The sequence below is a fragment of the Curtobacterium sp. MCBA15_004 genome (assembly GCF_001865055.2).
Taxonomy (GTDB): domain Bacteria; phylum Actinomycetota; class Actinomycetes; order Actinomycetales; family Microbacteriaceae; genus Curtobacterium.
In genome coordinates, this window is record NZ_CP126266.1 from 958,718 (window position 1) to 984,822 (window position 26,105).

General features: G+C 72.6%; 29 protein-coding genes and 1 riboswitch. Of the genes, 15 read left to right on the forward strand and 14 right to left on the reverse strand.

Translation table 11 applies throughout. The features are described from left to right. Positions 1-42 precede the first annotated feature (42 nt). Positions 43-1,302: a M18 family aminopeptidase gene (locus QOL16_RS04585; RefSeq protein WP_065964682.1), complete on the reverse strand. Its 1,260-nt coding sequence runs from the start codon at positions 1,300-1,302 to the stop codon at positions 43-45. A gap of 95 nt (positions 1,303-1,397) precedes the next feature. Then, complete coding sequence (gene fbaA, locus QOL16_RS04590; protein ID WP_065964681.1) at positions 1,398-2,426, reverse strand: class II fructose-bisphosphate aldolase; 1,029 nt, start codon at positions 2,424-2,426, stop codon at positions 1,398-1,400. A gap of 156 nt (positions 2,427-2,582) precedes the next feature. Here fbaA and glpX point away from each other — a divergent pair, with 156 nt between their 5' ends. Further along, a complete protein-coding gene (gene glpX / locus QOL16_RS04595; RefSeq protein ID WP_083230403.1) occupies positions 2,583-3,572 on the forward strand; it encodes a class II fructose-bisphosphatase in 990 nt (329 codons plus the stop codon). A 566-nt stretch (positions 3,573-4,138) separates the two neighbouring features. Here glpX and QOL16_RS04600 read toward each other — a convergent pair. Next, positions 4,139-5,401, reverse strand: a complete 1,263-nt coding sequence (locus QOL16_RS04600; protein ID WP_065959743.1) for a DNA recombination protein RmuC — start codon at positions 5,399-5,401, stop codon at positions 4,139-4,141. A gap of 211 nt (positions 5,402-5,612) precedes the next feature. Between QOL16_RS04600 and QOL16_RS04605 the strand changes: the two genes are divergently transcribed. The 3 genes from QOL16_RS04605 to QOL16_RS04615 all read left to right on the forward strand — a co-directional run bounded on the left by QOL16_RS04605 (position 5,613) and on the right by QOL16_RS04615 (position 8,477). Next, on the forward strand, positions 5,613-6,017 hold the full coding sequence (locus QOL16_RS04605; RefSeq protein WP_071285672.1) for a tautomerase family protein: 405 nt from the start codon (positions 5,613-5,615) through the stop codon (positions 6,015-6,017). Positions 6,018-6,133: 116 nt separating this feature from the next. Next, complete coding sequence (locus QOL16_RS04610) at positions 6,134-7,123, forward strand: Ig-like domain-containing protein (RefSeq protein ID WP_305411406.1); 990 nt, start codon at positions 6,134-6,136, stop codon at positions 7,121-7,123. Between the two features lie 220 nt (positions 7,124-7,343). Continuing rightward, positions 7,344-8,477: a hypothetical protein gene (locus tag QOL16_RS04615; RefSeq protein ID WP_305411407.1), complete on the forward strand. Its 1,134-nt coding sequence runs from the start codon at positions 7,344-7,346 to the stop codon at positions 8,475-8,477. A gap of 140 nt (positions 8,478-8,617) precedes the next feature. Here QOL16_RS04615 and QOL16_RS04620 read toward each other — a convergent pair whose 3' ends face one another. Next, entirely contained in the window at positions 8,618-9,271 is a 654-nt protein-coding gene (locus QOL16_RS04620; protein WP_083394951.1) for an exonuclease domain-containing protein, read from the reverse strand. Between the two features lie 80 nt (positions 9,272-9,351). Here QOL16_RS04620 and QOL16_RS04625 point away from each other — a divergent pair, with 80 nt between their 5' ends. Together QOL16_RS04625 and ychF are read left to right on the forward strand one after the other, a co-directional pair. Beyond that, a complete protein-coding gene (locus QOL16_RS04625; RefSeq protein ID WP_071283423.1) occupies positions 9,352-9,891 on the forward strand; it encodes a hypothetical protein in 540 nt (179 codons plus the stop codon). Positions 9,892-9,952: 61 nt separating this feature from the next. Then, complete coding sequence (ychF, locus tag QOL16_RS04630) at positions 9,953-11,026, forward strand: redox-regulated ATPase YchF (protein ID WP_065959732.1); 1,074 nt, start codon at positions 9,953-9,955, stop codon at positions 11,024-11,026. Positions 11,027-11,137: 111 nt separating this feature from the next. Here the strand turns inward: ychF and QOL16_RS04635 are convergent, their stop codons facing one another. Then, positions 11,138-11,773 carry a TetR family transcriptional regulator C-terminal domain-containing protein gene (locus QOL16_RS04635; protein WP_071283420.1) on the reverse strand — a complete coding sequence of 212 codons (636 nt, stop codon included), beginning with the start codon at positions 11,771-11,773 and terminating at the stop codon, positions 11,138-11,140. A gap of 129 nt (positions 11,774-11,902) precedes the next feature. Between QOL16_RS04635 and QOL16_RS04640 the strand changes: the two genes are divergently transcribed. The 3 genes from QOL16_RS04640 (at position 11,903) to QOL16_RS04650 (ending at position 13,300) form a co-directional block, all read left to right on the forward strand. Next, positions 11,903-12,256, forward strand: a complete 354-nt coding sequence (locus QOL16_RS04640) for a hypothetical protein (protein ID WP_065959728.1) — start codon at positions 11,903-11,905, stop codon at positions 12,254-12,256. Between the two features lie 145 nt (positions 12,257-12,401). Next, positions 12,402-12,863: a phage tail protein gene (locus QOL16_RS04645; protein WP_071248367.1), complete on the forward strand. Its 462-nt coding sequence runs from the start codon at positions 12,402-12,404 to the stop codon at positions 12,861-12,863. A 98-nt stretch (positions 12,864-12,961) separates the two neighbouring features. Next, the gene (locus tag QOL16_RS04650) at positions 12,962-13,300 is read left to right on the forward strand and encodes a hypothetical protein (protein WP_065959723.1); all 339 of its coding nucleotides are present in this window, start codon (positions 12,962-12,964) and stop codon (positions 13,298-13,300) included. A 126-nt stretch (positions 13,301-13,426) separates the two neighbouring features. Here the strand turns inward: QOL16_RS04650 and QOL16_RS04655 are convergent, their stop codons facing one another. Together QOL16_RS04655 and QOL16_RS04660 are read right to left on the reverse strand one after the other, a co-directional pair. Further along, positions 13,427-13,723: a hypothetical protein gene (locus QOL16_RS04655; RefSeq protein WP_139266351.1), complete on the reverse strand. Its 297-nt coding sequence runs from the start codon at positions 13,721-13,723 to the stop codon at positions 13,427-13,429. Positions 13,724-14,035: 312 nt separating this feature from the next. Beyond that, the gene (locus QOL16_RS04660; protein WP_071283414.1) at positions 14,036-14,812 is read right to left on the reverse strand and encodes an isocitrate lyase/phosphoenolpyruvate mutase family protein; all 777 of its coding nucleotides are present in this window, start codon (positions 14,810-14,812) and stop codon (positions 14,036-14,038) included. A 166-nt stretch (positions 14,813-14,978) separates the two neighbouring features. Between QOL16_RS04660 and QOL16_RS04665 the strand changes: the two genes are divergently transcribed. Both QOL16_RS04665 and QOL16_RS04670 read left to right on the forward strand, forming a co-directional pair. Next, a complete protein-coding gene (locus QOL16_RS04665) occupies positions 14,979-16,166 on the forward strand; it encodes a MalY/PatB family protein (protein WP_254780193.1) in 1,188 nt (395 codons plus the stop codon). Between the two features lie 177 nt (positions 16,167-16,343). Then, the gene (locus QOL16_RS04670) at positions 16,344-16,868 is read left to right on the forward strand and encodes a DUF2087 domain-containing protein (RefSeq protein ID WP_071283407.1); all 525 of its coding nucleotides are present in this window, start codon (positions 16,344-16,346) and stop codon (positions 16,866-16,868) included. 16 nt (positions 16,869-16,884) lie between these two features. Here the strand turns inward: QOL16_RS04670 and QOL16_RS04675 are convergent, their stop codons facing one another. The 3 genes from QOL16_RS04675 to QOL16_RS04685 are packed head-to-tail and all read right to left on the reverse strand — an operon-like array spanning position 16,885 to position 18,148. Further along, the gene (locus tag QOL16_RS04675) at positions 16,885-17,073 is read right to left on the reverse strand and encodes a hypothetical protein (protein ID WP_065959716.1); all 189 of its coding nucleotides are present in this window, start codon (positions 17,071-17,073) and stop codon (positions 16,885-16,887) included. A gap of 17 nt (positions 17,074-17,090) precedes the next feature. Then, a complete protein-coding gene (locus QOL16_RS04680; protein ID WP_071283404.1) occupies positions 17,091-17,570 on the reverse strand; it encodes a GNAT family N-acetyltransferase in 480 nt (159 codons plus the stop codon). Positions 17,571-17,596: 26 nt separating this feature from the next. Further along, positions 17,597-18,148, reverse strand: a complete 552-nt coding sequence (locus QOL16_RS04685) for a GNAT family N-acetyltransferase (RefSeq protein ID WP_083394948.1) — start codon at positions 18,146-18,148, stop codon at positions 17,597-17,599. Positions 18,149-18,217: 69 nt separating this feature from the next. Here QOL16_RS04685 and QOL16_RS04690 point away from each other — a divergent pair, with 69 nt between their 5' ends. Further along, entirely contained in the window at positions 18,218-19,093 is an 876-nt protein-coding gene (locus tag QOL16_RS04690; RefSeq protein ID WP_065959712.1) for a LysR substrate-binding domain-containing protein, read from the forward strand. 106 nt (positions 19,094-19,199) lie between these two features. Here QOL16_RS04690 and QOL16_RS04695 read toward each other — a convergent pair whose 3' ends face one another. From QOL16_RS04695 to QOL16_RS04710, 4 genes are read right to left on the reverse strand one after another with little or no spacing between them, the layout of a single operon-like run. Further along, complete coding sequence (locus QOL16_RS04695) at positions 19,200-19,454, reverse strand: hypothetical protein (RefSeq protein ID WP_065959710.1); 255 nt, start codon at positions 19,452-19,454, stop codon at positions 19,200-19,202. After that, positions 19,451-19,933 (reverse strand): FBP domain-containing protein, encoded by a 483-nt coding sequence (locus tag QOL16_RS04700; protein WP_065959705.1) that lies wholly within the window; start codon positions 19,931-19,933, stop codon positions 19,451-19,453. The genes QOL16_RS04695 and QOL16_RS04700 overlap by 4 nt, the downstream gene beginning before the upstream one ends. A gap of 38 nt (positions 19,934-19,971) precedes the next feature. Next, entirely contained in the window at positions 19,972-20,709 is a 738-nt protein-coding gene (locus QOL16_RS04705; RefSeq protein ID WP_071283401.1) for a M56 family metallopeptidase, read from the reverse strand. Between the two features lie 13 nt (positions 20,710-20,722). Continuing rightward, positions 20,723-21,097: a BlaI/MecI/CopY family transcriptional regulator gene (locus QOL16_RS04710; protein WP_065959699.1), complete on the reverse strand. Its 375-nt coding sequence runs from the start codon at positions 21,095-21,097 to the stop codon at positions 20,723-20,725. A 104-nt stretch (positions 21,098-21,201) separates the two neighbouring features. Next, a riboswitch (glycine riboswitch) is annotated at positions 21,202-21,292 on the forward strand. Between the two features lie 170 nt (positions 21,293-21,462). Here QOL16_RS04710 and gcvT point away from each other — a divergent pair. Genes gcvT through gcvP form a run of 3 tightly spaced genes read left to right on the forward strand, consistent with a single transcriptional unit; the run spans position 21,463 to position 25,924 of the window. Further along, on the forward strand, positions 21,463-22,584 hold the full coding sequence (gene gcvT, locus QOL16_RS04715) for a glycine cleavage system aminomethyltransferase GcvT (RefSeq protein WP_254780191.1): 1,122 nt from the start codon (positions 21,463-21,465) through the stop codon (positions 22,582-22,584). Between the two features lie 5 nt (positions 22,585-22,589). Further along, entirely contained in the window at positions 22,590-22,967 is a 378-nt protein-coding gene (gene gcvH / locus QOL16_RS04720; protein WP_065959696.1) for a glycine cleavage system protein GcvH, read from the forward strand. Next, the gene (gene gcvP, locus QOL16_RS04725; protein ID WP_083394947.1) at positions 22,964-25,924 is read left to right on the forward strand and encodes an aminomethyl-transferring glycine dehydrogenase; all 2,961 of its coding nucleotides are present in this window, start codon (positions 22,964-22,966) and stop codon (positions 25,922-25,924) included. Before gcvH ends, gcvP begins: the two co-directional genes overlap by 4 nt. Positions 25,925-26,105: the final 181 nt, after the last annotated feature.

Here is a 26,105-nt window from a genome sequence, read left to right on the forward strand (position 1 = left end):
CCCCGACCGGCTCGACGACGCCGAGCCGGTCGGCCGCGAACGCTACCCGGCGAGGAACGCGGCGACCGCGCCGTGCAACGCCGCCAGGTCGTCGACGTGCACGAGCTCGCGGACCGAGTGCATCGACAGCAGGCCGACGCCGATGTCGATCGTCGGGATGCCGAGCCGCGTCGCCGCGATCGGGCCGATGGTCGAGCCGCCCGGGATCGTGTTCACGTTGACGAACGGCTGCCACGGCACCCCGGCCGTGTCGCACGCGGCGGCCCACACGGCCTCGCCCTTCGCCTCGGTCATGTAGCGCTGGTTCGCGCTGATCTTCAGGAGCGGACCACCGCCGGGCCGGGGGCGGTTCGTCGGGTCGTGCTTCTCGGACTGGTTCGGGTGCACGAGGTGACCGGCATCGCTCGACAGCAGCCACGAGGCACGGAACGCCCGCGCGGCCTCGGAGCGGGTCGCGCCGAGCCCCTCCTGCACGCGGCCGAGCACGTCCTCGAGGAACGGTCCGCCCGCGCCGGACGGCGTCGAGGAGCCGATCTCCTCGTGGTCGAACGCCGCGAAGACCGGCACGTGGTCGCCGTCGGCCGGGGCCTCGACGATCCCGCGCAGACCGGCGTGCACGCTCGTCAGGTTGTCCATGCGCCCCGACGCGAGGAACTCGTGCCCGATCCCGATCCGCGCCGGCGCCTGGGTGTCCGCGAGGAACAGGTCCCACGACACGGCGGTCTCGCCGAGCCGGCCGCGCAGCCACCCGAGCACGTCGGTGCCGCCCGTGGTGCCGTCCGTGCCGACGACCGGCAGGACGTGCCGCTGCCGGTCGATCTCCTTGCCGTCGTTCACCCCGCGGTCGAGGTGGATCGCGAGGTTCGGGATCCGGGCGACGGCGTCGGTCGCCACGAGGCGCACCGAGCCGTCGGCGTCGACGACCCGGCCGGCGATGCGCAGGTCGCGGTCGAACCACGTCGACAGCAGTGCGCCGCCGTAGACCTCGACGTTGAGCTGCTCCCAGCCGCCGACCCGCACGGTCGGGTTCGGCTTGATCCGGAAGCCGGGGGAGTCGGTGTGCGCGCCGAGGATGCGGAACGGCGTCGTCGCGGTCGCGGACTCCGGCAGGCGCCAGGCGATCACCGCGCCGTCGCGGACGACGACGTAGGCGCCGGGCTCGGTGGGCCAGGCGTCGAGCTCGGACAGCTCGGTGAACCCCGCTGCGACGAGCTGGTCACGGGCGACCGCCGCCGCGTGGAACGCGGTGGGGGACTCGGTGACGTACTGGGCGAATGCGGAGGCGATGGCGTCGGAGGTCACCCGCCCATCGTGGCACGGGCCGTGGGGGTGACCGGACGCGGAACGGGGCGCGTCCGTCGGACGCGCCCCGTTCCTCCCGGCTGGTGTCCGGAGGATCAGCCCTTGGTGTGGCCGGCCGAGCCGAGGACCTTCGCGGCCTCGCCGACGCGCGCCGCCATGGCGGTCTCGGCGACCTTGCCCCAGGCGCGCGGGTCGTACTGCTTCTTGTTGCCGACCTCGCCGTCGACCTTGAGGACGCCCTCGTAGTTGCGGAACATCGAGTCGGCGATCGACCGCGTGAAGGCGTACTGCGTGTCCGTGTCGATGTTCATCTTGATGACGCCGTTGCGGACGGCCTCGTGGATCTCGTCGTCGGTCGAGCCGGAACCGCCGTGGAAGACGAGGTCGAGCGGGTTCTCGCCGGTACCGTGCTTCTGCGCGACGGCAGCCTGGATCTCGCCGAGGAGCTCGGGACGGAGCTTGACGTTGCCGGGCTTGTACACGCCGTGCACGTTGCCGAAGGTGAGCGCGGCGATCCAGCGGCCCTGGTCGCCGAGGCCGAGCGCGTCGACGACCTTCTCGACGTCGTTCGGGGTCGTGTAGAGCGCGTCGTTCGTGCCCTCGTGCTGGACGCCGTCCTCCTCGCCGCCCACGACGCCGATCTCGACCTCGAGGATGGCGTTGATGTTGCGGGTCTTCTGGATCATCGTCCGAGCGATCTCGATGTTCTCGTCGAGCGGCACGGCCGAGCCGTCCCACATGTGCGACTGGAAGATCGGGTTGCGTCCCTGGCGGACCTCCTCCTCGCTCGCGGCGATGAGGGGGAGGACGAAGCCGTCGAGGGCGTCCTTCGGGCAGTGGTCGGTGTGCAGGGCGACCGTGATGTCGTAGTTCTTCGCGACCTCGTGGGCGAAGCGCGCCATCGCGAGGGCACCCGCCGCGCGGTTCTTCACGGTGTGGCCGGCGAAGTAGTCGGCACCACCGGTGGTGACCTGGATGATGCCGTCCGAGCCGGCCTCCTGCAGGCCCTGGAGGACCGCGTTGATCGTCTGTGAGGAGGACACGTTCACCGCGGGGTAGGCGAACTTGCCGGCCTTCGCTCGTTCGAGCATCTCGGCGTACTGATCAGGCGTTGCGATGGGCACTGCGATCTCCTTCGACGTGTGGTTCCCGTCCGAGCCTAGTCAGGCGGACTGGAGGCGCGGTGCCCGTTCCGCAGACCGCCTGCGGCGGTCGTGCACATGCGTTCACGACCGCCGCCTGCGCGGCCCCGGGTGGCCACCGGTCGGTAGGCTCTGGTCGTGACTCCCACGACTGAGACCGGCTCCCTGTTCCTCCAGCCCGACCGCAACCTGGCGCTCGAGCTCGTGCGTGCGACGGAGGCCGCCGCGATCCGTGCACAGCCGTGGGTGGGTCGGGGCGAGAAGAACCTCGCCGACGGCGCCGCGGTCGACGCGATGCGCAAGTTCCTCGGCACCGTCAACTTCGACGGCGTCGTCGTCATCGGTGAGGGCGAGAAGGACAACGCCCCGATGCTCTACAACGGCGAGCACGTCGGCAACGGCCACGGCCCGTCCTGCGACATCGCGGTGGACCCGATCGACGGCACCTCGCTGACCGCTGCCGGCCGCCAGAACGCCATCTCGGTGATGGCCGTCTCCGACCGCGGTTCGATGTACGACCCGTCGGCCGTGTTCTACATGGACAAGATCGCCGCGGGCCCCGAGGGCCGTGGTGTCCTCGACCTCGAGAAGCCGATCGGCGAGAACATCCGTGCGCTCGCCAAGGCGAAGCACAAGGACATCGAGGACATGCAGATCGCCGTCCTCGACCGTCCCCGTCACGACGAGCTCATCCGCGCGATCCGTGCGACCGGCGCGGGCACCCGGCTGCTGCTCGACGGCGACGTCGCCGGCGGCATCTCGGCGGCGCTGCCCGGCTCGAAGATCGACATGTGCGTCGGCGTCGGCGGCACGCCCGAGGGCATCATCACCGCGTGCGCGATCAAGGCGCTTGGCGGCGTGATCCTCGGCAAGCTCCAGCCGAAGGACGACGAGGAGCGCGAGCGTGCACTCGCCGCGGGCCACGACCTCGACAAGGTCCTCGACCAGGACGACCTGGTGACGGGCGACAACACGTTCTTCGTCGCGACCGGTGTCACCGACGGCGTCCTCGTCGACGGGGTCCGTCGCTCGCGTGGCGTCATCCACACGGACTCGCTCGTGCTGCGCTCCCGCTCGAACACGATCCGTCGCATCCAGGCGGACCACCGCGCCGAGAAGTGGTTCTGATCCGCTGAGCCGCGGCCGCGCGGCGCGGCGCGCCGCGCCGCCGACCGCCGCTCTGCGCTTCGCACAACCGAAAGCAGCTCGCACCACGTGATCACGTGGTGCGAGCTGCTTTCCGTTGTGCGCGAGCACGTCGCGCCGGGCCCGCGCCCGGCCGGCGCCGCCGACCCGGCCGGGACCGCCCGGCCGCCCGGCCGCCCGGCCGCCGGCGGCGGGGCGGCCGCGGCGCTGCTACGCGGCGCTTCGCACAAGCGGAAGCACCTCGCGCCACGCGATGACGTGGTGCGAGGTGCTTTCCGTTGTGCGCGCGCACGTCGCGCCGGAACCGCGCCGTGCCGGCCGCCCGCCTCGCCTGCGGCGGCGGTCGGGCGGCCGCGCCTGCCGCGGCGCTGCTACGCGGCGTTTCGCACAAGCGGAAGCACCTCGCGCCGCGAAGTGACGTGGTGCGAGGTGCTTTCCGTTGTGTGCGATCACGTCGCGCCGGGCCCGCCCGCGCCGGCGCGGCCGGCCGTCGGCCGGCGCGGCGCGGGCGTGCGCCGCGCCGCGGGCGCAGCGCTGCAGCCCCGGGGTCAGTCCTCGTCGAGGGCGCCGACGAGCTCCGGCGCGGTGAGCAGCCGCGGCTCGTCCTCGACGGCGGCGGGGTCCGCGATCACCTTCGACTCGTCGAGCAGCGACAACCGCCGGGCACTCGGCAGCACCTGGCGCTCGAGCGACCCCACGAACCGGTTGTAGTCGACGACGCTGCCGCGGATCGAGCGCCCGAGCTTGTCCACGTGCGCGGCCATCGTGGACAGCCGGCCGTGCAGCTCCCGGGAGACCCGGAACAGCTCGCGGGCCTCGGCGGTGACGACGTCCTGCTGCCACGAGAACGCGACGGTCTTCAGCACCGACCACAGCGTGACCGGCGACGCGAGCGCGATCCGCTTCCGGAACGCGTGGTCGAGCAGGCCCGGGTCGGCGGCCAGGGCGCTGGACACGAGCGACTCCGAGGGGATGAACGCGATCGTCAGCTCGGGGGAGGCGTCGTAGCCCGACCAGTACTCGCGCGCGGCGAGGGCGTCGACGTGTGCCCGCAGCGCCTTGACGTGCTGGGCGACGAGCTGGTCGCGCCGCGCCCCCTCGGCACCGCCGGCGGTCGCGGGGATCTCGGCAGCCTGCAGGTACGCGCTGAACGGCACCTTGGCGTCGACGGCGATGGTCTTGCCGCCCGGCAGGTGCACGACCATGTCCGGACGGGCCGCGCCCGCGGTGGTGGTGACCGACGACTGCACGTCGAAGTCGACGCGTTCGAGCAGCCCGGCGGCCTCGACGACGTTCCGAAGCTGCGTCTCGCCCCACACGCCGCGGGTGCTGTTCGAGGACAGGGCACTCGCGAGGGTGTCGGCAGTCGCGCGCAGGCGTTCCTCGGACTCGGCCGCCGACCGCAGCTGTGCGGACAGGGCGCCGTACTGCTCGCTCCGGGACTGCTCGAGCTCGGCGATCTTGGCGCGCATCACATCGAGGGTCTGCGCCACCGGGCTGAGGGCCGAGAGCACCTTCGACTCGTCCTGCTTCCGGGCCGCGTCGGCGCCGTGCATGCGCTGCACGAGGTGCTCCAACTCGGCCGCCCGACGTTCGAGCGAGTCGACCTGCCGGCGGTACTGCGCGTCCTGCGCGTCGAGGCGTTCCTCGCTGTCGGACCGGACCGTGGCGAGCTGCGCGCGCAGCGCGTCCGCGGTGGCGTGCGCGGCGGCGGCGTCGACGCCGGCCCGCGAGCGGGCCAGCGCGAAGGCCACGACCGCTCCGACGGCGATGCCGAGGACGAGACCGATGACCAACGCGAGGATCTGCATGACGCGACCCTGGCAGAGCCCACCGACACCGCGCCTCCCGGCACGCGAGACGGACCGACGGGTCGGTGACGGACGGGGGTGCGGTCCTGGGGACGCACCGTGTGCCGGACGGGAGGCGCGGAGCAGGCTGGCACCGCGCCTCCCGTCCGCCGTCCGGTCGGGAGCAGCGCGCACCCCGACCCCGACACGCACCCACCCGCAGGAGACCGTCATGCCGCTCGTCCGTATCGACCTCACCACCGGCCGCACCCCGGAGCAGGTCCGCGCCGTCGCCGACGCGATCCACGCCGCGATCGTCGACCAGTACGGCATCCCGCCGCGCGACCGGTTCCAGATCGTCACGGAGCACCCGGCGCAGCAGATCATCGCCGAGGACGCCGGCCTCGGCTTCGAGCGCACCGAGGGCGTCGTGATGGTGCAGGTCTTCACGCAGCGCGGCCGGAGCGCGGAGGCCAAGGCGGCCCTGTACGCCGCGGTGCACGAGCGACTCGTCGCGGTCGGCGTCGCCTCCGAGGACGTCTTCATCGGCTACGTCGAGAACGGCCCCGAGGACTGGTCCTTCGGGTTCGGGCGGGCGCAGTACCAGACCGGCGAGCTGGCGGTGCCGTCGGCCTGAGTCGGACGCTGAAGGCATCGCGTTCGAGGGTCTTTCATACACGACATACAGGATGTCGCGGGTCCTGTGGGATGGCGGAGCGACGTGCTCCACCCACACGGGCAGGAAGGATCCTGATGCCGCGCATCACCACGTCCACCGCCGTCGTGGCGGTCGGCCTCGTCGCCGCCGGAGGCGCCCTCGTCCCGTCCGTCGCGTCGGCGGCTGACCACCCGACGGCGATCATCCAGTCGGTCGACGGTCAGAAGCCCTTCGACTACGTCGACCACAAGTACGTCTACGCCGCCGAGTCGGACCGCCCGTTCATCCTCGGGCGGGCGGCCGCCGCCACCACGATCCGGTTCGTCGAGGGCCAGAAGACGCTGTGCGAGGTCGCTGCACCGACCCAGCAGTCGGTCGGCTGCGCCCCGGCCGAGGCGCTCGGCCGCGGGCAGCACGACATCACCGCGGTCACGGTCCAGGACGGCACCGAGCAGCGCTGGGGCACGATCACGGTGCACGTCGCCGCAACGAAGCCGACCGACCTGCATGCCGAGACCTCGGAGGGCAACGCGGTCGTGACCGGGACCACCGCCCCCGCCAACACGGTCCAGGCGCGGTCCGAGCTCGGCGCCGCGCTGCAGATCGGCACCGCGGACGCCGACGGGCACTTCTCCGTGGTGGTCCCGCGGACGAAGGCCGGCGAGCGTGTCCTCGTGCGCGCGGGCACGCCCTGGAACTGGAGCGGTTGGGCCACGGTGACCGTGACCGGGGATGCTGCCGCGCCGGAGCCGGTGGTGGCGGAGCCGTCGGACGGCAACGTCGACCCGGGCTTCAGCCCGATCCCGGAGCCCGGCGCGGGTCAGGGTGGGGGCGAGGAGGCAGCGGACTCGCCCGTCCGCGTCACCGACGTGGCGGCGGACGGCGCGATCACCCTGACGGCGACGAGCGCATTCGAGACCCGCTTCCTCATCGGCGACGAGGAGGGCAACGGCTACGCGAACATCGTCGGCACGCCCGAGGGCAAGGCCACGACGCTGCGGAACATCCCGGGGTCGGTCCGGAAGCTCGTCGTGAAGTACATGTACTTCGACGAGCGGTTCACGATCACGATCCCCGGGCGCTGACCGTCACCCTGACGGACGCAGCGACGGACGCAGCGACGGACGGGAGGTGCGGTGCCGGCTGACACCGCGCCTCCCGTCCGGCGCTGTGGCGGCTGAACACACGGTCTGGCTCCGGGAAGGGATCGCACGCAGGGGCCTTTGATATGCAACATTTAGGATGTGCGGGTCAGGCGGGGCCTCGGAACGACGCGTTCCACCCGTCCAGACAGGAAGGACCTCGATGCCTCGCATCTCGAAGACCGCCGCGCTCGCCGCTGTCGGCCTCACCGCCGCGGGTGGCGCGCTCGTCCCGTCGGTCGCATCCGCCGCCGAGCACCCGGTGGCCTACATCCCGACGGTCGACGGGCAGCAGCCGGTCGACTACCAGGACCGCCAGTACGTCTTCACGCCCGACTCCGGGCGACCCGCCATCTCCGGGTGGGCGGCCGCAGCGACCACGATCCGCTTCGTCGAGGGTGACCAGACGCTGTGCGAGGTCGCCGTCCCCGCGCGCCAGGCCGTTGCCTGCACGCCGTCGGAGACCCTGAGCCCCGGCATGCACACCGTGACGACGGTGACCGTGCAGGACGGGACGGAACAGCGATGGCTCGACGTCAAGCTCTACATCTCCGAGCCCGCACCTGCCGAACTGCAGGCGATCGCGACCGACGACGGCGCGACCGTCTCCGGCACCACGAACCCGGACAACGAGGTCGAAGCGCGTGTGGAGCGGGGCGGAGCCTACGGACTGGTCACGCCCGACGCCGACGGGCGGTTCTCGCTGTCCCTGCGTGGTGTCCGGGCGGGTGACCGCGTGCTCGTCCGGTCCTTCCGGCCGTGGCACGGGAGCAAGTGGGTCACGGTGACGGTGACCGGGGATGCTGCCGCGCCGGAGCCGGTGGTGGCAGAGCCGTCGGACGGCAACGTCGACCCGGGCTTCACGCCGGGGCCGGGTGCCGCGCCGGAGCCGGTGGTGGCGCAGCCGTCGGACGGCAACGTCGACCCGGGCTTCACGCCGGGGCCGGGCGCCGCGCCGGAGCCGGTGGTGGCGGAGCCGTCGGACGGCAACGTCGACCCGGGCTTCACCCCGGTCCCGGGGCCCGGCGCGGGTCAGGGTGAGGGCGAGGAGGCAGCGGACTCGCCCGTCCGCGTCACCGACGTGGCGGCGGACGGCGCGATCACCCTGACGGCGACGAGCGCATTCGAGACCCGCTTCCTCATCGGCGACGAGGAGGGCAACGGCTACGCGAACATCGTCGGCACGCCCGAGGGCAAGGCCACGACGCTGCGGAACATCCCGGGGTCGGTCCGGAAGCTCGTCGTGAAGTACATGTACTTCGACGAGCGCTTCACGATCACGATCCCCGGGCGCTGACCGTCACCCCGACGGACGCAGCGTCGAACGCAACGACGGTCGGGAGGCGCGGTGCCGGCCGGCACCGCGCCTCCCGTCCGGCGTCGACGCGCGACAGCGGACCGCAACGCGCGGGTCGCGTGCCCTGCCCCGCCCGCGGATCAGTCCGCGAAGATCATCGGCCGGTTCGACAGCCGCGGCTGCCGCGCCGGCCGCGGCTGACCCGCGGGCGTCGGCTGCTCTGCGCGCGGTCGGACGGGCGCGATGTGCACCCGGGTCGCCGCGCCGAGCGCCTCGACCGTGTCGCACCCGTGCTGCCCGGCGGCGTGCACGACGATCGCCGCGCAGGCTTCGGCGTCTGCGGCGGCGTCGTGGTGCTGGAACCCCTCGTACCCCGCTGCCCGAGCCGCCATCGGCAGCCGGTACGAGTCGAGCGCGTACGTCTTGCGGGCGACCGCCAGCGAACACAGCGAGTGGTGCTCCGACAGTTCGGTCCCGGTCGCCGAGCAGCCGCCCGCGATCACGCCCATGTCGAACCGGGCGTTGTGCGCGACCAGGACGTCGCCCTCGGCGAAGGCCACGATGTCGCGGTACTGCTCGGCCCAGCCCTTCGCGCCCACGACGTCCTCGGCGACGATGCCGTGGATGCGCGTGTTCCACTCGAGGAAGGCGTCGTGCCCGACCGGCGGCTGGATGAACCAGGACGCTCGGTCGACGACGCGACCCCCGCGCACCTTGACCAGCCCCACGGAGCAGGCACTGGCGGGCGAGCTGTTGGCGGTCTCGAAGTCGATCGCGGTGAAGTTCAACGGCACGGCCCCGATCGTCGCACGGGGTCCCGACATCGCCCGCGCGCGACCTCGGCGTTGCGGCTGGGCGCCGGTAGCGTGCGGAGGTGACCACGAGCGCCGAACGCCCCCTCGTCCTCGTCCTGCCCGGCGCCGGGTACGGCCAGCAGGCGCCGCTCCTGTGGTGGACGCGATCGATCGCCGAGCAGCACGGCGCCGAGGTCGTCGCGCCGGCGTGGACGCTCGACGCCGCGGCGAAGGCGGACCCGGTCGCGTTCGTCGAGGGTCAGCTGGAGCGTGCGCTCGACGGCCGCCGTCCCGACCTCGTCGTGGCCGGGTCGTTCGGCTCGTTCGCGCTGCCGTGGGCCGTGCGGCACGCCGTCGACGGCGTGTGGCTCACGCCCGTGCTCACCGACCCGGCCGTGGCAGCGGCGCTCGCCGCGGCCGGAGCGGGCTCGATCGCCGTCGGCGGCTCCGCCGACGCGCTGTGGACGCCGTCCGCGGTCGGGACGACGCGTGCGGAACTGCACACCGTCGAGGGAGCCGACCACGCGCTCGAGGTGATCGGTGACTGGCGACGTTCGCAGCGCCTCCAGGCCGACGTCCTGGGACTGGTGGAGCGGCGGACCGCAGCGCTGTCGCGCTGACGGCGTCGGACGGGAGGCACGGGTCGGCCCCGGCGGGCCGCCGCCGGTAGGCTGTCGTCCCGTGGCTCTCACCATCGGAATCGTCGGTCTCCCGAACGTCGGCAAGTCGACCCTGTTCAACGCCCTCACCAAGAACCAGGTCCTCGCCGCGAACTACCCGTTCGCAACGATCGAACCGAACGTCGGCGTGGTGAACCTGCCCGACCCGCGGCTCGACCAGCTCGCGACGCTCTTCGGGTCCGAGAAGACCGTGCCCGCTCCGGTGTCGTTCGTCGACATCGCCGGCATCGTCAAGGGTGCGAGCGAGGGGGAGGGACTCGGCAACAAGTTCCTCGCGAACATCCGTGAGGCCGACGCCATCGCCCAGGTCGTCCGCGGGTTCACCGACGACGACGTCGTGCACGTCGCGAACAAGGTCTCCCCGAAGGACGACCTCGAGGTCATCAACACCGAGCTGATCCTCGCCGACATGGAGACCATCGACAAGGCGCTCCCGCGCTACGAGAAGATGCTCAAGCTCAAGCAGGCCGAGCCCGTCGTGCTCGAGACCGCTCGCGAGGCACGGGCTGCGCTCGAGCAGGGCACCCTGCTGTCCGCGACCTCGATCGACCTGTCGCCGATCGCCGAGCTCGGGCTGCTGTCGGCCAAGCCGTTCATCTTCGTCTTCAACGTCGACGAGGCGATCCTCACCGACGCATCACGCAAGGCCGAGCTCGCGGCCCTCGTGGCTCCGGCCCAGGCCGTGTTCCTCGACGCGCAGGTCGAGTCCGAGCTCATCGACCTCGACCCCGCCGACGCCGCAGAGCTGCTCGAGTCGACCGGCCAGACCGAGTCCGGCCTCGACCAGCTCGCGCGCATCGGCTTCGACACCCTCGGGCTGCAGACCTACCTGACGGCCGGGCCGAAGGAAGCGCGTGCGTGGACGATCGGCAAGGGGTGGAAGGCTCCGCAGGCCGCTGGCGTCATCCACACCGACTTCGAGAAGGGCTTCATCAAGGCCGAGGTCATCTCGTTCGACGACCTGATGGCGACCGGCTCGATCGCCGAGGCGCGTGCTGCGGGCAAGGCGCGCATCGAGGGCAAGGACTACGTCATGCAGGACGGCGACGTGGTGGAGTTCCGCTTCAACAACTGATCGTCGCAGTCGACATCGCCGGAAGCGGCGGCGTCGAGCGACGGCGATGATCGGTGTCGGCTTGCCCGCCGGCCGCCGCGATCGGACGCGGCTCGGGCCGCCGACCGGAAGTCAGACCGCGTCGGCGTCGGCCAGGTCCCACACCGGCGGCACGTACGACCGCGTCCACCCCTCGCGGAGCCGGGTGACCGCGCGGTCGAACGACTCGAGCAGGTCCATCTCCGGCCGCACCATCGACTGCAGCTGCAGCCCCTCGTACGTCGCGAGCAGCTGTTCGGCGCCGCGTGCGGGCTCCATCGTCCCCGGCTCGCGGCCGATCTCGACGTCGTGCTCGAGGGCGTGCTGCACGAAGGCGTGGAACCGACGCCACCGCGCGTGCAGCATCGGCGCGAGCGGGTGGTGCGGTGTCGCGGCGATGTTGAGCGTCGAGGTCAGGAAGCGCATGAGCGACGGGTCGGCGACGTTCGCACTGACGATCGAGCGCAGGAAGACGACGGCGCCGCTGCGCTCGGCGACCGGCATCAGGCCGTTGGAACGTTCGGCGTTCCACTGGTCGATGGTGGCGAGGAGGAGCCCGTCCCAGGTGGGGAAGACATCGTGGACGACGTCGAGCGGCTGGCCCGACTCGGTGGCGACGTGCTCGTACGTGACCTCGTGGAGCGCGCGGACCCGGAGGACACGGATCATCGCGGCGACCACCTCGACCCGGAGCAGGGAGGACGTGTCGACGGTCGCGAGCGGTTGCATGGGTCCAGTCCACTCGGTGCGAGTCCGGGCGGACACCCCCAGTACTGGGAACCGCCGATACGCGCAGTCCGTACCCTTTGGCGGCTCGAACCTGAGGGAGACGGTGAGCGCGGGCGTTGAGTGGTTCCCATGAAGTACGTGGTGTACGGCGAGAACCGTGTGATGACCGGAACGGCGATCGCCGAGGCGGTGCTCGCCTACGCGGCAGCGCTGGGGGAGAACGGGACGACGGACATCGTCGAGGTCCCGACCGCGGATGCCGAGGGCTACGGAGTGACCGCGGAGATGCTCCTCGGGCCTGCATCGCAGATCATGGTCGAGGACGCTCCCGACGACGAGCTGGAGCCGGAGGACGAGGACCTCGTCAACGAGCTCGCCCGCCGGACGACCGCGGTCGGCGGCGGCCGCTTCGCCGACGCCGCGTCGTCACACTCGGACGAGCCCGAGGCCCGCCGCCTGCGGACCGACCCGCCGCAGGTCTGAGGCCCGTTCGACGCACCGGTCCACTCGGTCGGCAGCGCGGGTGACGGAGGGCTGACGACGAACCGCTGATCCGGTACGGTGTGGCGCACCAGAGGCGCCGGCGTCACGACATCGCCGGTACCCGCCGTTCCGACAGGAGCCACCCATGCCGCACGTCGTCGACTTCGTCACCGTCTCCACCGAGGGTCTCGAGTCCTCCCCGGTCGCGGAGGCGCTCGCCGGGCTCCGCGCGAACGAGGCCCGGTACTTCCGGAACAAGTACGACCTCACGTTCACCACGCAGCCCGCAGCCGAGGTCCCGGAGCTCGTCGAGTACGTCGCGACGATCCTGCGCGAGGAGCGGGGCATCGTCGTCGCGTCCCCCGTGCTCGAGGCGACCCAGTTCGAGGTCGACGGGGTGCGCTGGACGTACGTGTTCCACGAGTCCGGGTTGTCCGTCAACGTGCTGTGGGCCATCGAACCGGGCGGCAAGCGCGCGGTGGGCTTCAAGCTGTCCGACGGGATGGAGGTGCCCGACGAGCTCGGCGCCTTCAAGTTCGCGCGGCAGCGGTCGAAGCTCGCCGGCACGATCCGCGGGTCCTACTTCGTCATCAAGGGCGAGTACTGACCGTCCGTCGTGCGGCCGGCTGGCCGCAGAACGCAGAGCCCGGACGGCGACTCGGCGCCCGGCACCTACCGTCAGTGGCACGAACTGCGGGAGGGCACGTGAAGTACATCCACTACGACGCCACCCTGATCCTGACGGGGGACCTGATCGCCGACGCCGTGGTCGACTACGCGGCGGCACTGGGCGCGAACGGCCGCACCGACGCGATCTCGGTGCCGTCGGTCGGCGACGACGGGACCGTGACGCGGACGCTGCTGCTGGTCGGTCCGTCGAGCGAGCTGACGGTCACGGTGGCGCCGGACGACGAACTCGAACCCGAGGATCCGGCGTTCATCCGACGGCTCCGGGACGCTGCGCGCCGAGCGGGCCCGGAACGACCGGTGAACGCCGATGAACGGCAGCACTTCCGCGGAGCGGACGACCCGCCGGCCGTGTGACCTCGCCGCGGTCGTGATCCGCGGGGTGCGACCGGGAACGACGAACGCCGCCGGCTCAGTGCCGACGGCGTTCGTCGTGGTGTCGGTCCTCTGATCAGTCGACCGACCGATCAGCCGATCAGCCGATCAAGCTGCGAGGGCGAGCTCGCCCCGGCGGACGGACCCGGCGAGCAGGATGGTCCTGCTCGCCTCGCCCCGCCAGGAGCGGCCCGGCACGGTCCAGCCGGACTCGCCGTCGACGTCCACGCGGGCGTCACGGGTGACGAAGGTGCGCAGGTCGTCGGCGGGGATGCGGACGAGGTACTCGCGCTGCGAGCGGTCGTCACGCACCGGGAACTCGGCGATGCGGTCGGGGGAGACGACGGGGGCGGCGAGTGCGGTCCCCGTGATCGTGATGCGGGTGTTCGTGGTGGTGGTGTTCATGGTGCGGTACTTCCTGGTCGTTCGGCGCCCGTCCTGCCCGGTGTCGGCGCGGACGTCCCAGTCCGGCGCGACGCATCGGGTGCGGGCGCGCACGTCGTGTCTCGACGTGCAGCTCGTCCGTTCGGATCGAGCGGTGGTCTCGAGGGAATGCGGCCCAGGTGGGCCGGTTGCGAGACGGGTCGGTGTGCGCGAGTCAGATGGGTTCGCTGCAGTGCACCAACGAGACACTGTACACGAGATCGGGCTCGACGTCCAGGGCTCGGACGGGAGGCGCGGTGCGGTCGGGCCCCGAGCCTCCCGTCCGGCGTTCGCTCAGTTCAGGACCGGGGTGTCCTCCGGCACGACGCCGTCGCCGTACAGGTCGGTCGCCAGGTCGCGGAGCGCGCGCAGCGCGACGCGCTGCGTGAGCGGCCCGTAGGAGATGCGAGCGACCCCCAGGGCTTCGTACTCGGCGGCGGGCAGGGCGCCCGGCAGGCCGATCACGGAGAGCTTGCCGCGACCGAGCCCGTCGACGAGTCGTTCGACGACGTCGCGCTGGATCGCACCGGGGACGAACACGAGGGCTGCACCGTTGTCGAGGAACGCCTTGCCGCGGGCGATGGCGTCCTCGATGCTCTCGTCGATCGGCCGGTCGCCGCCGCGCGCGATGGCGTCGGTGCGGGCGTTGAGCTGGAACGCGATTCCCTCGGCTGCGGCTGCCGCGGTGATCGCCGCGACCCGGGCGACGGCCTCGTCGAAGGGACGGAGACGGTCCTCGACGTTCGCACCGACGACGCCCACGGCGATGGCGCGCCGGATCGTCTCAGCCGGGTCCTCGTAGCCGTCGTCGAGGTCGGCGGTGACGGGCAGGTCGGTCGCCGCGACGACCGTCGCCGCTCCGGCCAGGGCGACGTCGAGGGGCATGCCGCCGTCCTCGTAGCCGTGCGACGCTGCGATCGAGTGCCCGGCGGTCGCGATCGCCTTCGTGTGCGGCAGGTCGCTCACGACCTTGGCGCTGATCGCGTCCCACACGTTCACGACGCGCAGGATCTCGGGGGCCTCGTGCAGCTGCTGGAGGGTGGTGGCCTTGTCGGCGGTGCTCGTGGTCATGCAGCCGAGAGTAGGCCGACGCACGGCCCTGCGGAGCGGTCCCAGGCGGGTTGTGGACGACCGTCCCGCATCCACAGGGCCGATGGGTGGAGACGCGACCACCTGTGCGACGCGGGATGACGGCCGGAGTCGCACCGCGCCTCCCGGCCGATGCATGCTGGGACGCATGGCGGACGACGAGCAGGACCCGGTCGGGACGCTCCGCGGGGTGCGGACGAGCATCAAGTGGACGCGGTACGCACCCGAGGTGCTGCCGCTGTTCGTCGCCGAGATGGACCACGACGTCGCGCCGGCGATCCGGCAGGCGCTCGTCGAGCGGGTGCAGCAGTCCGACCTGGGCTACCTGGACGGACCGGGACCGCTCGCGCCCGCGTTCGCGCGGTTCGCAGCGGAACGGTGGGGGTGGCAGGTCGACCCGGCACGGGTCCACCTGGCGACGGACGTCAGCGTCGGGATCGTGGAGACGCTGCGGCTCGCGCTGCCCGACGGCGGCCGCGTCGCGATCACGCCGCCGGTGTACCCGCCGTTCTTCGAACTCGTCGAGGAGGCACGGTGTCAGGTCGAGGAGGTGCCGCTCGCCGAGCAGTGGGGCGTCTACCGACTCGACCTCGACGGCCTCGAGCGGGCCTTCGCCGACGGTGTCCGGGTGTTCCTGCTCTGCAACCCGCACAACCCGATGGGACTCGTGCACGACCGCGCCGACCTCGAGGCGCTCGCCGCCCTCGCCGCGCGCTACGACGTCCTGGTCGTCAGCGACGAGATCCACGCGCCGCTCACCCACCCCGGCGTCCGGTTCACCCCGTTCGCGATGGTGGCCGAGGCCGCCGGTGCGCGCAGCGTCTGCGTGACGAGCGCGAGCAAGGGGTGGAACCTCGCCGGCGTGAAGTGCTCGGTCATCGTCGCCGGAGACGACCGCACCGCCGCCCTGCTCGAGACGCTGTGGGAGGAGGTCGCCTGCCGCACGAGCATCCTCGGGCTGCACGCGAACCTCGCGGCGTTCAGCCTGGCGACGGACTGGCTCGACGAGGTGGTCGGGCGGATCGTCGCGAACGAACGGCTGCTCGGTACCCTGCTCGCCGAGCACCTGCCCGGCGTCGTCTACACCCGTCCGCGCGCCGGCTACCTGGCGTGGCTCGACTTCCGGGGGATCGGGCTCGGCGACGACCCGGCCGTGCCGCTGCGCGAGAACGCCTACGTGGCGCTGAACTCGGGGCTCGGGTTCGGCGCGCAGGGGCGGGGGTTCGCCCGGCTCAACCTCGCCTGCTCGCCGGAGACGCTGCGCGAGGCCGTGCACCGGATCGCGGCGGCGTACCCGTCGGGGGCGCAGGAGGGGCTGGTCTGGCACGTGGCGTGACCAGCGGCCGTGGCCGTGGCCGTGGCCGTGGCCGACGGGCCGGGATCCCGCGCTGCGACGCGGCGTGCGGACGGCGTGGCAGCGGCGTGGGAGCCTTGGCGTCAGCAGAGCACCCCGGGGCGATCGGATCCGTCGCGCCGAGCTGCACGTGCGGAGGACCGACAGGAGGGGACCGACGTGACCGAGCACACCGAACGTGACTGGCGACCCGTCTTCGCCGTGCTGGCGGACGACGACCGTCGGCGGGTGTACGCCCAGGTCGTCCTCGGCGTGGTGTCGTCGCCTGCGGGGGACGGGGAGGGCGGTCAGCTCCCGGCCCGGACCCGACGTGCACTGCGGGCGCTGCAGCGCGTGGGACTCGTGACCGTCACCGACGACGGCGGGTACGTCGCGGGACCGGAGGTGTTCGCCGCCGCTCTGGCGGCCGGATCGTCAGCGCGACCGCAGGGCGTCGAGCGCTTCCTCGAGGACGGCCGGATCGCGCAGTACCCGGCATCGCCCGCGGACCGTCGAGCCGTGCTGCAGTGGGTCGTGGAGCGGGCGCTCACCCCGGAGGAGGTCCTCGACGAACGCGCCGTCACCGAGCGACTCCGGCGGTTCCACGAGGATCCCGTGACGCTCCGGCGGTACCTGGTCGACTTCGGTCTCGTCGTGCGCGACGCCGACGGCAGCGCCTACTCCCGGACGCGCACGGCCGGCTGAGGGAACGGGGACGGGGTCAGGCGTCGACGTACTGGTTGCGACCGACCACCTGGATCCGCAGGTCGTCGTCACGGTCCATCGCGAGGAACTCGCGGGCGACGAAGGCGACGGACGGCCACCGCACCACCTCGGTGACGAGGGTCCCCTCGATGAACACCTGCCACGCGCCGCGCTCTCGGACGGCCTGCACCTGGTACGTCGCCATGCCGCGAGCGTACCGGCTCACCCCAGACGCTTCTCGTACCAGCGCACCACCGGGACGGACCCGTCCGGCTTCCGCCAGTCCGCGGGTCGGCGTCCGGTCAGCTGCCACCCACGCCGCTCGTACAGCCGCCACGCTCCGGGCGTCTCCTCGGTGACGTCGAGCCGGAGGACCTGCAGGCCGCGGGCCGGCCCGGCGAGGACACCGGCCGTCGCCTCGACCGTCGCCATCAGGGCGTCGGCGACCCCGCGTCCGCGGTGGTCCGGGTGGACGAGCAGGCGGGTGACCAGCGGCGGTGCCTCCGGATCGGGAGCAGCGAGCCCCACGTGGCCGACCGGGACGTCGCCGATCAGCGCCGTCCACGCCGCGAGGAACCCGGGCGGCGACAGCCATCGCTCGGGGTCGACGGGCCAGTGCGCCGGGTACCCGCCCTCGTGTGTCCGCCGGAGCACCTCGACGAGGGGCACGAGGTCGGCGTCCTGACGCGAGCGGATGTCCATCGCGCCCGACGCTACCGCCGGTCCGGTCACGCCAGGTCGAGCACCATGTGCACGTCCGCCCGGACGTACGGGCTCGGTGCCACCTCGTCGTGCCCGAGGTGCCGGAACCCGAACGCCTCGTACAGGTGCACGGCGCTCGCGAGCTGGCTGTTGCTCTCCAGGACGACGCGTCGAGCACCGAGCTCCCGTGCCCGGTCGAGCGCGACCGCGATGAGCTTCCGGCCGGTGCCGTGCCCTTGGTGCGCGGGGGAGACCGCCATCTTCACGAGCTCGAAGACCCGGTCGCCGACCGGCATCAGGCCGATGCACCCGATCACCTCGTCGTCCAGACGGGCGACGAACACGGCGCCCCCGGGCTCGACGATGCGGCCGGCCGGGTCGCCCAGGATCGCGCGGTCCTCGTCCTCGAGCGTGAAGTACCGCTCGATCCAGGCCTCGTTGAGGGTGCGGAACGCATCGGCATCGGCGGGCGTCGCGAGTTCGACGATGGCCAGGGCCGAGACCGAGGCCGAGGCCGAGGCCGAGTCGGAAGCGGGTGCGGGTGCGGCAGCGGCAGCGGCAGCAGCGGTGTCGGGCATGCGTCCATCCTCGGACGGTCGATGCATGCACGTCCAATACCGATCACGGTGGATCAGTACGCTGCGTGCATGGATGTGGACCTGCGCCAGCTCCGGGCGTTCCTCGCGGTGGCCGACGAACTGCACTTCAGTCGGGCCGCCGAACGGCTCCGCATCGCACAACCGGCGTTGTCGCAGCAGATCCGCCGCACCGAGCGCGACCTCGGCGTCGACCTGTTCGTCCGGACGTCGCGCAGCGTCGCGCTCACCCCCGCCGGGCGGGTGCTGCAGGGTCGTGCGCGCTCACTGCTCGAGCAGGCGGAACGGGACCTCGACGAGGTCGTCCGGGTCGGCCGTGGCGAGGTCGGTCGGCTCGACGTCGGGTTCGTCGTCTCGGCGCTGCCCCTCGGACCGGTCGAACGCGTCCAGGTGTTCCGGCAGCGCTTCCCCCTGGTGCGGGTGGAGCTCACCGAGGGCTACTCGTCGACGCTCCTCGCCCGGATCGTCCGCGGCGAGCTCGACCTGGCCGTCGTGCGCGACCCCGACCCGGACCCGGCCGTGCGGCTCCTGCCGTTCCGCACCGAGCGGTTCGTCGCGGCGGTCCCGCGTGGGCACCGGCTCGCCGGCCGGGCGAGCATCGCCGGGACCGAGCTCGTCGACGAGCCGTTCGTGTTCTTCCCGCCCATCGCCGGTGCGGTGGCGACGGAGCGCAACCTGGCTCCGGTCGTCGTGGACGGACGCCGCCCCCAGGTGGTCCAGGAGGCCACGACCTGGGCCACCGTGCTGCACCTGGTCGGGGTGGGGCTCGGGGTGACGGTGGCACCGGAGAGCGCGACGCTCGCGGCCCCGGACACGGTCGTGCTGCTGCCGCTGGACGGCGACCACCGGAGCGAGCTGCACTGGGCGGTGCGTGCCGACGACGACCGCGAGATCCTGCGGAACTTCATCGCCGCGACCGAGCGCTGACGGCGCGGCCGGTCGGCCAACTCCGGCCCGCCGGCCAACACCGGCCCGCCGGCGAGCCCCGGCACGGCGGCCGAGCCCCGGGCCGGACGACCGACCGCGCTGCCACTCAACCGAGCGGCAGCACCGCCGCCCGCTGGTCCCCGAGCTCGTCCTCGTGCCACGGCCGTGCCCCACGGAGCGTCACCCCGAGCTGCACGAGCACGAACCCCACGTGCGGTTCGACGTCCGGGTCCCACGCCCCCTCGACCCCGAGCCCGAACGCGCCGAGTTCGTCGTCCGCCTCGTCCCGAACCGACAGTCGCCACCGTCCGTCGCCGAGCTCCTCGACGACGGCCCAACGAGCGGTCGCGAACCGGCTCACGCGGTCTTCGACACGTCCGCGGTGAAGTTCTGCACCCGGCGCAGCAGCGCTTCGCCACGCATCGCGATGGTCGCCGGCGGGTTCAGGTGCGGCGGGGCGGTGCGGATGAGCATCGAGCACCCGAGGTCCTCGCAGATGTACGAGCCGATCGTGTTGCCGTTGCGTCCGGACTCGCCCGCGCGTGCCGCCGAGAACAGGCGGACCTGTGTCGCGGGCTGCGGGGAGTGGCAGAAGGAGCACATCGCGGCGATCCCCGGGCGGAGCGACCCACCGGCGGAGCGCACGACGATCCCGACGGGACGGTCGTCGACCCACGACACGATGTAGCCGCGGCGGGCGGCCTGCGGGTCGCGCCAGCCGAGGAACTCGCGTTCGTCCCAGAGCATCTCGTGCAGGCCGGGGATCGGCAGCTGCTCGAGTTCCTCCGGGGTGGCGTTCACGAACGACGAACGGATGTCTGCTTCGGTCAGTGGCTTCACGGTGCGTTCACCCTATGCCTCACCTCCGACGGTGGCCGCTACTCCAGTCTGGAGGCGCGGATCGCCCCGAGTGCGCTCGTCCCGTCCGCCACGAGCACCGCCCGACGCAGCGCGTCCCGCCCGACGCGGCGTGCGGCCGCGTCGTCCGCCGCGAACTCGACGAGGACGCGCGTCGAGCGCGCCATGGCGCGCGCGCCGGGCACCCACGGGACCGCACGTTCGATCGACTCGGCGACCGCGACCGCGACCGCGTGGCGCTGGGTCAGGTGCGCGCGTTCGTGGGCGACCACGGCCTCCAGTTCGTCGGTCCGCAGCAGGTCCGCGAGCCCGGTGCTGACGAGCACCCCGCCCTCCCGGCCGGGGACGGCACAGGCCAGTGCGTGGTCCGCCTCGACGACGGCGACGGGGGTGCCGTCGATCTCACGGTGCGGTGCTGCCCCGGCCCGCATCGCCTCGCGCACGGCGACCTGGTCGGCGCCCGGCCGGACCCGCACCGCGACGACGAAGGCGAGCACGGCGAGGAGCGCGACCCCGATGTTCAGGCCGTGCGTGGGGGAGTCGCCCAGGCGGAACGGGTCGGTGAGCGGTCGATCGGCGAGCACCACGAACGCGATGCCGAGCACGAAGCCGACGACCCCGAGCACGACCGCGAGCGACCACGACACCAGTGCGGTGCGCGGGTGGCTGATCGTCCACGCCGAACGGGTCAGCACCCGCGGGGCGACCACCACGACGACGAGAGCGGACACGACGAGCGCGACCCCGGCGACGACCACTGGCGGTGCCCGGTCAGGAACGCGCTCGCGCGTCGAGGGCCCGGCGGAGGACGTCGAGGTCGTCCGAGGCGAGCGAGCCGGTGAACTGGAGCAGGGCTGCCTCGCGGTCGGAGGCGGCGGCGAGCGCGTTCGACATGAGCGACGCGGTCTGCTGCTCACGGGTGTGCACGGCGCGGAAGGTCAGGGGTGCGTCGTCGTGCTCCTGCCGGTCCACCTGGCCCTTGCGGCCGAGCCGGTCGAGCACGGTGAGGACGGTCGTCAGTGCCGGCCGCGGCTCGGGGAACGCGTCCAGCACCTGTCGCGCGGTCATCCCCGTGTCCGCCGACCACAGCGTCTCGAGCACCGCCTGTTCGAGCTGCCCGCGGGGGCGCGATCGCTGTCCTGCCATCCCCGCATTCTACGAGTCGTCGAACGTCCTCCGCAGCCCGGATCCGTCACATGCCGGAAACGCGGCATCGCTATGCTCGTCGCGGACAACTGAACACCGGCCGATCACCCGCCGCGGGAGAGTCGAGCGCACGCGCCCGGCACCGAAGGAGCAACCTCCCCGTCAATCTCTCAGGTCCCAGACCGCAGCGGACAGGCCACTCTGAAAAGCAGCCACGGGTCCCCCACCGGGACCGGCCCGTGTCTCGCCCACGGTGAAAGCCGCCGGACCTCACGGGCCGCGGTGAAACTCTCAGGCCCATGACAGAGGGGGAGTTCCGCCCGACGACGGCCGTCGGGACCTGCCGATGCCAGGAGAACTCCGTCATGCGTTCGTCCCCCCTCGAACCCGCGCACGAAGCAGCGGGCGCAAGCTTCACCGACTTCGCCGGGTACCGGATGCCCGTGCGGTACTCGTCCGACCTCGCCGAGCACCACGCCGTGCGCACCGCGGCCGGTGTCTTCGACCTGTCGCACATGGCCGAGGTCGGCGTGACCGGTTCCGACGCCGTCCCGTTCCTCGACCACGCGCTCGCCGGGACCTTCGGCGCGATGCCGGTCGGTCGGGCGAAGTACTCGCTCCTGCTCGCCGAGGACGGCGGCATCCTCGACGACCTCGTCGTCTACCGCACCGACGAGGACGTCTTCCTGGTCGTGGCGAACGCCGCCAACCGCGAGGTCGCCGTCGCCGCGCTGACCGAGCGCGCCGCCGGCTTCGACGTCGTGGTGTCGGACGACTCGGACACCACCGCGCTCGTCGCGATCCAGGGCCCCGCCGCCGCGGGCACGCTCGACGCCCTGGTCGTGGCCGACCGCCTGCAGCCCGAGACCCCGCTCGACGAGCTCCGCTACTACCGCGTGCTGCACGCCACGTTCGACGGCAGCGAGGTGCTCGTCGCCCGCACCGGCTACACCGGCGAGGACGGCTTCGAGCTCTACGTCGCCCCGGACGTCGCGGTCGCGCTGTGGGACGCGCTGCTCGAGACCGGCGCCGACCGCGGTGTCGTCCCGGCCGGTCTCGCCGCGCGAGACACCCTGCGGCTCGAGGCCGGCATGCCCCTCTACGGGCACGAACTGAGCACCGAGGTCCGTCCGGCGCAGGCCGGGCTCGGCCGGGTGGTCGCGACCGAGGGATCGTTCGTCGGCGACGCCGGTGTCGTGCCGTCCGACGACGCCCGCGTGCTCGTCGGCCTCGTCACCGAGGGCCGGCGCGCACCCCGGGCCGGCTACGACGTCCTGCTCGACGGTGCCGTGGTCGGCACCGTGACGAGCGGGGCGCTGTCGCCGACGCTCGGGCACCCCGTCGCGATGGCCTTCGTCGACCCGGCGGCGCTCGCCGTGGTCTCGGACGCCGACGGGGGACGAGTCCTCCACATCGACGTCCGCGGCACCGCCGTCCCCAGCACCGTCGTCCCGTTCCCCTTCTACCGCCGCACCCCGAGAGGCTGAGCCCCGTGACCGACCAGACCGCACTCCAGTACACCGCCGACCACGAGTGGCTCCTCGTCGAGGGCGACACCGTCACCGTCGGCATCACCGACCACGCCGCCGAGCAGCTCGGCGACGTCGTCTACGTCGAGCTCCCCGCCGTCGGCACCACGACGACCGCCGGCCAGCAGATCGGCGAGATCGAGTCGACCAAGAGCGTCGGCGAGCTGTTCGCGCCGATCGAGGGCCAGGTCGTCGCGATCAACGACGCCGTGGTCGACGCACCCGACACCGTCAACCAGGACCCGTTCGGCACCGGCTGGCTCGTCAAGCTCAAGGTGGACGGCACCTCGTTCCCCGAGGACCTCATGGACCACGACGCGTACCGGGCGTCCATCGCATGACGACCGTCGACGCGAACCAGCAGCCCACGGTCACGCGGGACGAGAACCTGCAGACCACCTTCGCCGACCGGCACATCGGCACCACGCCGGCCGACCAGCGGGCCATGCTCGAGGTCGTCGGGCAGCCGTCGCTCGACGCCCTCGTCCGCGCGGCGATCCCGGAGTCGATCCACGCCGCCCCGGTCGAGCGCTCCTCGATCCCGGCCGCCGTCGGCGAGACCGAGGCGCTCGCCGAGCTGCGCGCCAAGGCATCCCGCAACACCGTCCGCCGCGCGATGATCGGTCTCGGCTACCACGGCACCCACACGCCCGCGGTGGTCCAGCGCAACGTGCTCGAGAACCCGAGCTGGTACACGGCCTACACGCCGTACCAGCCCGAGATCTCGCAGGGCCGGCTCGAGGCGCTCATCAACTTCCAGACGATGGTCTCCGACCTCACGGGCATGGCGACCGCGGGCGCGTCGATGCTCGACGAGGGCACGGCCGTCGTCGAGGGCATGCTCCTGGCCCGTCGTGCGTCCAAGGTGACGGGCGACGCGTTCCTCGTGGACGCCGACCTCCTGCCGCAGACCCGCGCGCTCCTCGACCACCGCGCCGGCGCCGTCGGGATCGAGCTCCGCGGGTTCGACGCGGTGTCCGGTCCGTCCGACGAGCAGCTCGACGGCGCGTTCGGTGTCGTCCTGCAGTACCCGGGCGCCTCGGGCCGTGTCGTCGACCCGAGCGCCACCATCGAGCGCGTCCACGCGGGCGGCGGGATCGCCGTCGTCGCGGCCGACCTGCTCGCGATGACGCTGCTCGCCAGCCCCGGCGACCTCGGCGCCGACGTCGCCGTCGGCACGAGCCAGCGCTTCGGCGTCCCGCTCGGTTTCGGCGGCCCGCACGCCGGGTACCTCGCCGTCCGTGCCGGTCTCGAGCGCCAGCTGCCCGGTCGCCTGGTCGGTGTCTCGTTCGACGCCGACGGACAGATGGCCTACCGCCTGAGCCTCCAGACCCGCGAGCAGCACATCCGCCGCGAGAAGGCGACGAGCAACATCTGCACCGCGCAGGTCCTGCTCGCCGTGATGGCCTCGATGTACGCGGTCTACCACGGCCCCGAGGGGCTGCGGTTCATCGCGGACCGCGTCGCCCGGACGACGGGCGCCCTCGCCGGGGCGGCACGCGACGCCGGACTCGCCGTCGAGCACGACGCGTTCTTCGACACGCTGGTGCTCCGCGCCGAGGGCCGTGCGGGCGCGCTCGTCGACGCCGCCCGCGACGCCGGCTACCTGCTGCACCAGGTCGACGCCGACACGTTCCAGGTGTCGGTCGACGAGACCACCACGCCGGACGACGTGAGCGCGCTCGCCCACGTGTTCGGGGCCGTGGACGCGACCGTCCCGGCGACCGAGCGCGCCGTGCGCGACGCGACCACGGGCCTCCCGTCCGGTCTGCTGCGCAGCAGCGACTACCTGACGCACCCCGTGTTCAGCGCGCACCGCAGCGAGACCCGCATGATGCGGTACCTGAAGCACCTGTCGGACAAGGACTACGCGCTCGACCGCGGCATGATCCCGCTCGGCAGCTGCACGATGAAGCTCAACGCGGCGACCGAGATGGCGGCCGTGACCTGGCCGGAGTTCGCGAACGTGCACCCGTTCGCGCCCGCCGACGACGTCACGGGGTACCTCGACATGATCGGCGACCTGGAGACCTGGCTCGCCGAGGTCACCGGCTACGACACCGTGTCCCTGCAGCCGAACGCCGGCAGCCAGGGCGAGCTCGCCGGTCTCCTCGCGATCCGCGGGTACCACCTGGCGAACGGTGACACCGAGCGCACGGTGTGCCTGATCCCGTCGAGCGCGCACGGCACGAACGCGGCGTCGGCGGTCCTCGCCGGCATGCGCGTCGTGGTGGTCGCGTGCGACGAGAACGGCAACGTCGACCTCGACGACCTCCGCGCGAAGACCGCGCAGCACGGCGCCCAGCTCGCCGCGCTCATGGTCACGTACCCGTCCACGCACGGGGTCTACGAGCACGACATCCGCGACATCTGCGACGCCGTGCACGACGCCGGCGGCCAGGTCTACGTCGACGGCGCGAACCTCAACGCGCTCCTCGGGCACGCCCGCTTCGGGGACTTCGGCGGCGACGTGTCGCACCTCAACCTGCACAAGACCTTCTGCATCCCGCACGGCGGTGGCGGTCCGGGTGTCGGTCCGGTCGCGGCGAAGGCGCACCTCGCACCGTTCCTGCCGGCGCACCCGATGGCCCAGCAGGCGGACCGTCGGCCGGGCTCCTCCGCCGCCGACGTCACGGTCGAGGGTCGGCTCGCGCACGCGGGTGGTCCGGTCAGCGCGGCACCGTACGGCAGCCCGAGCATCCTGCCGATCACGTGGACGTACGTGCGGATGATGGGGCTCGAGGGCCTCACCCGGGCGACCGAGGCAGCGGTGCTCGGGGCGAACTACGTCGCGGCGCGGCTGCGCGACGCCTTCCCCGTCCTGTACACCGGCGACGCGGGGCTCGTCGCGCACGAGTGCATCCTCGACCTCCGGCCCCTGCGGGACACCACGGGCATCACGGTCGACGACGTCGCGAAGCGCCTCGTCGACCACGGCTTCCACGCGCCGACGATGTCCTTCCCCGTCGCGGGCACGCTCATGGTCGAACCGACCGAGAGCGAGGACCTCGCCGAGCTCGACCGCTTCGTCGACGCCATGCTCGCGATCCGTGCCGAGGCCGCAGCGGTCGAACGGGGCGAGTGGCCGGCCGACGACAACCCGCTGGTCAACGCGCCGCACACCGCGGCGTCGGCGATCACGGGGGAGTGGACGCACCCCTACACGCGCGAGCAGGCCGTCTACCCGACGTCCGGGATCGTCGCCCGGAAGTACTGGCCGCCGGTGCGCCGGATCGACCAGGCGTACGGCGACCGCAACCTCGTGTGCGCCTGCCCGCCGATCGAGGCCTTCGCCTGATCGCGTCACACACCCCCGGAAGGGGGTAACCTGAGCCCCGTCCGGTCCTGCCGGGCGGGGCTCACTGCATCGACGGGGACGTGGTGCGGGTCGGGACAGACGGGGCGTGCAGTCCGGTGTCCGACTCGTCGCGCACGACGTCGCCGCGGGTGTTTGGAGGGGTCCTGGCGGTCGGAGCGCT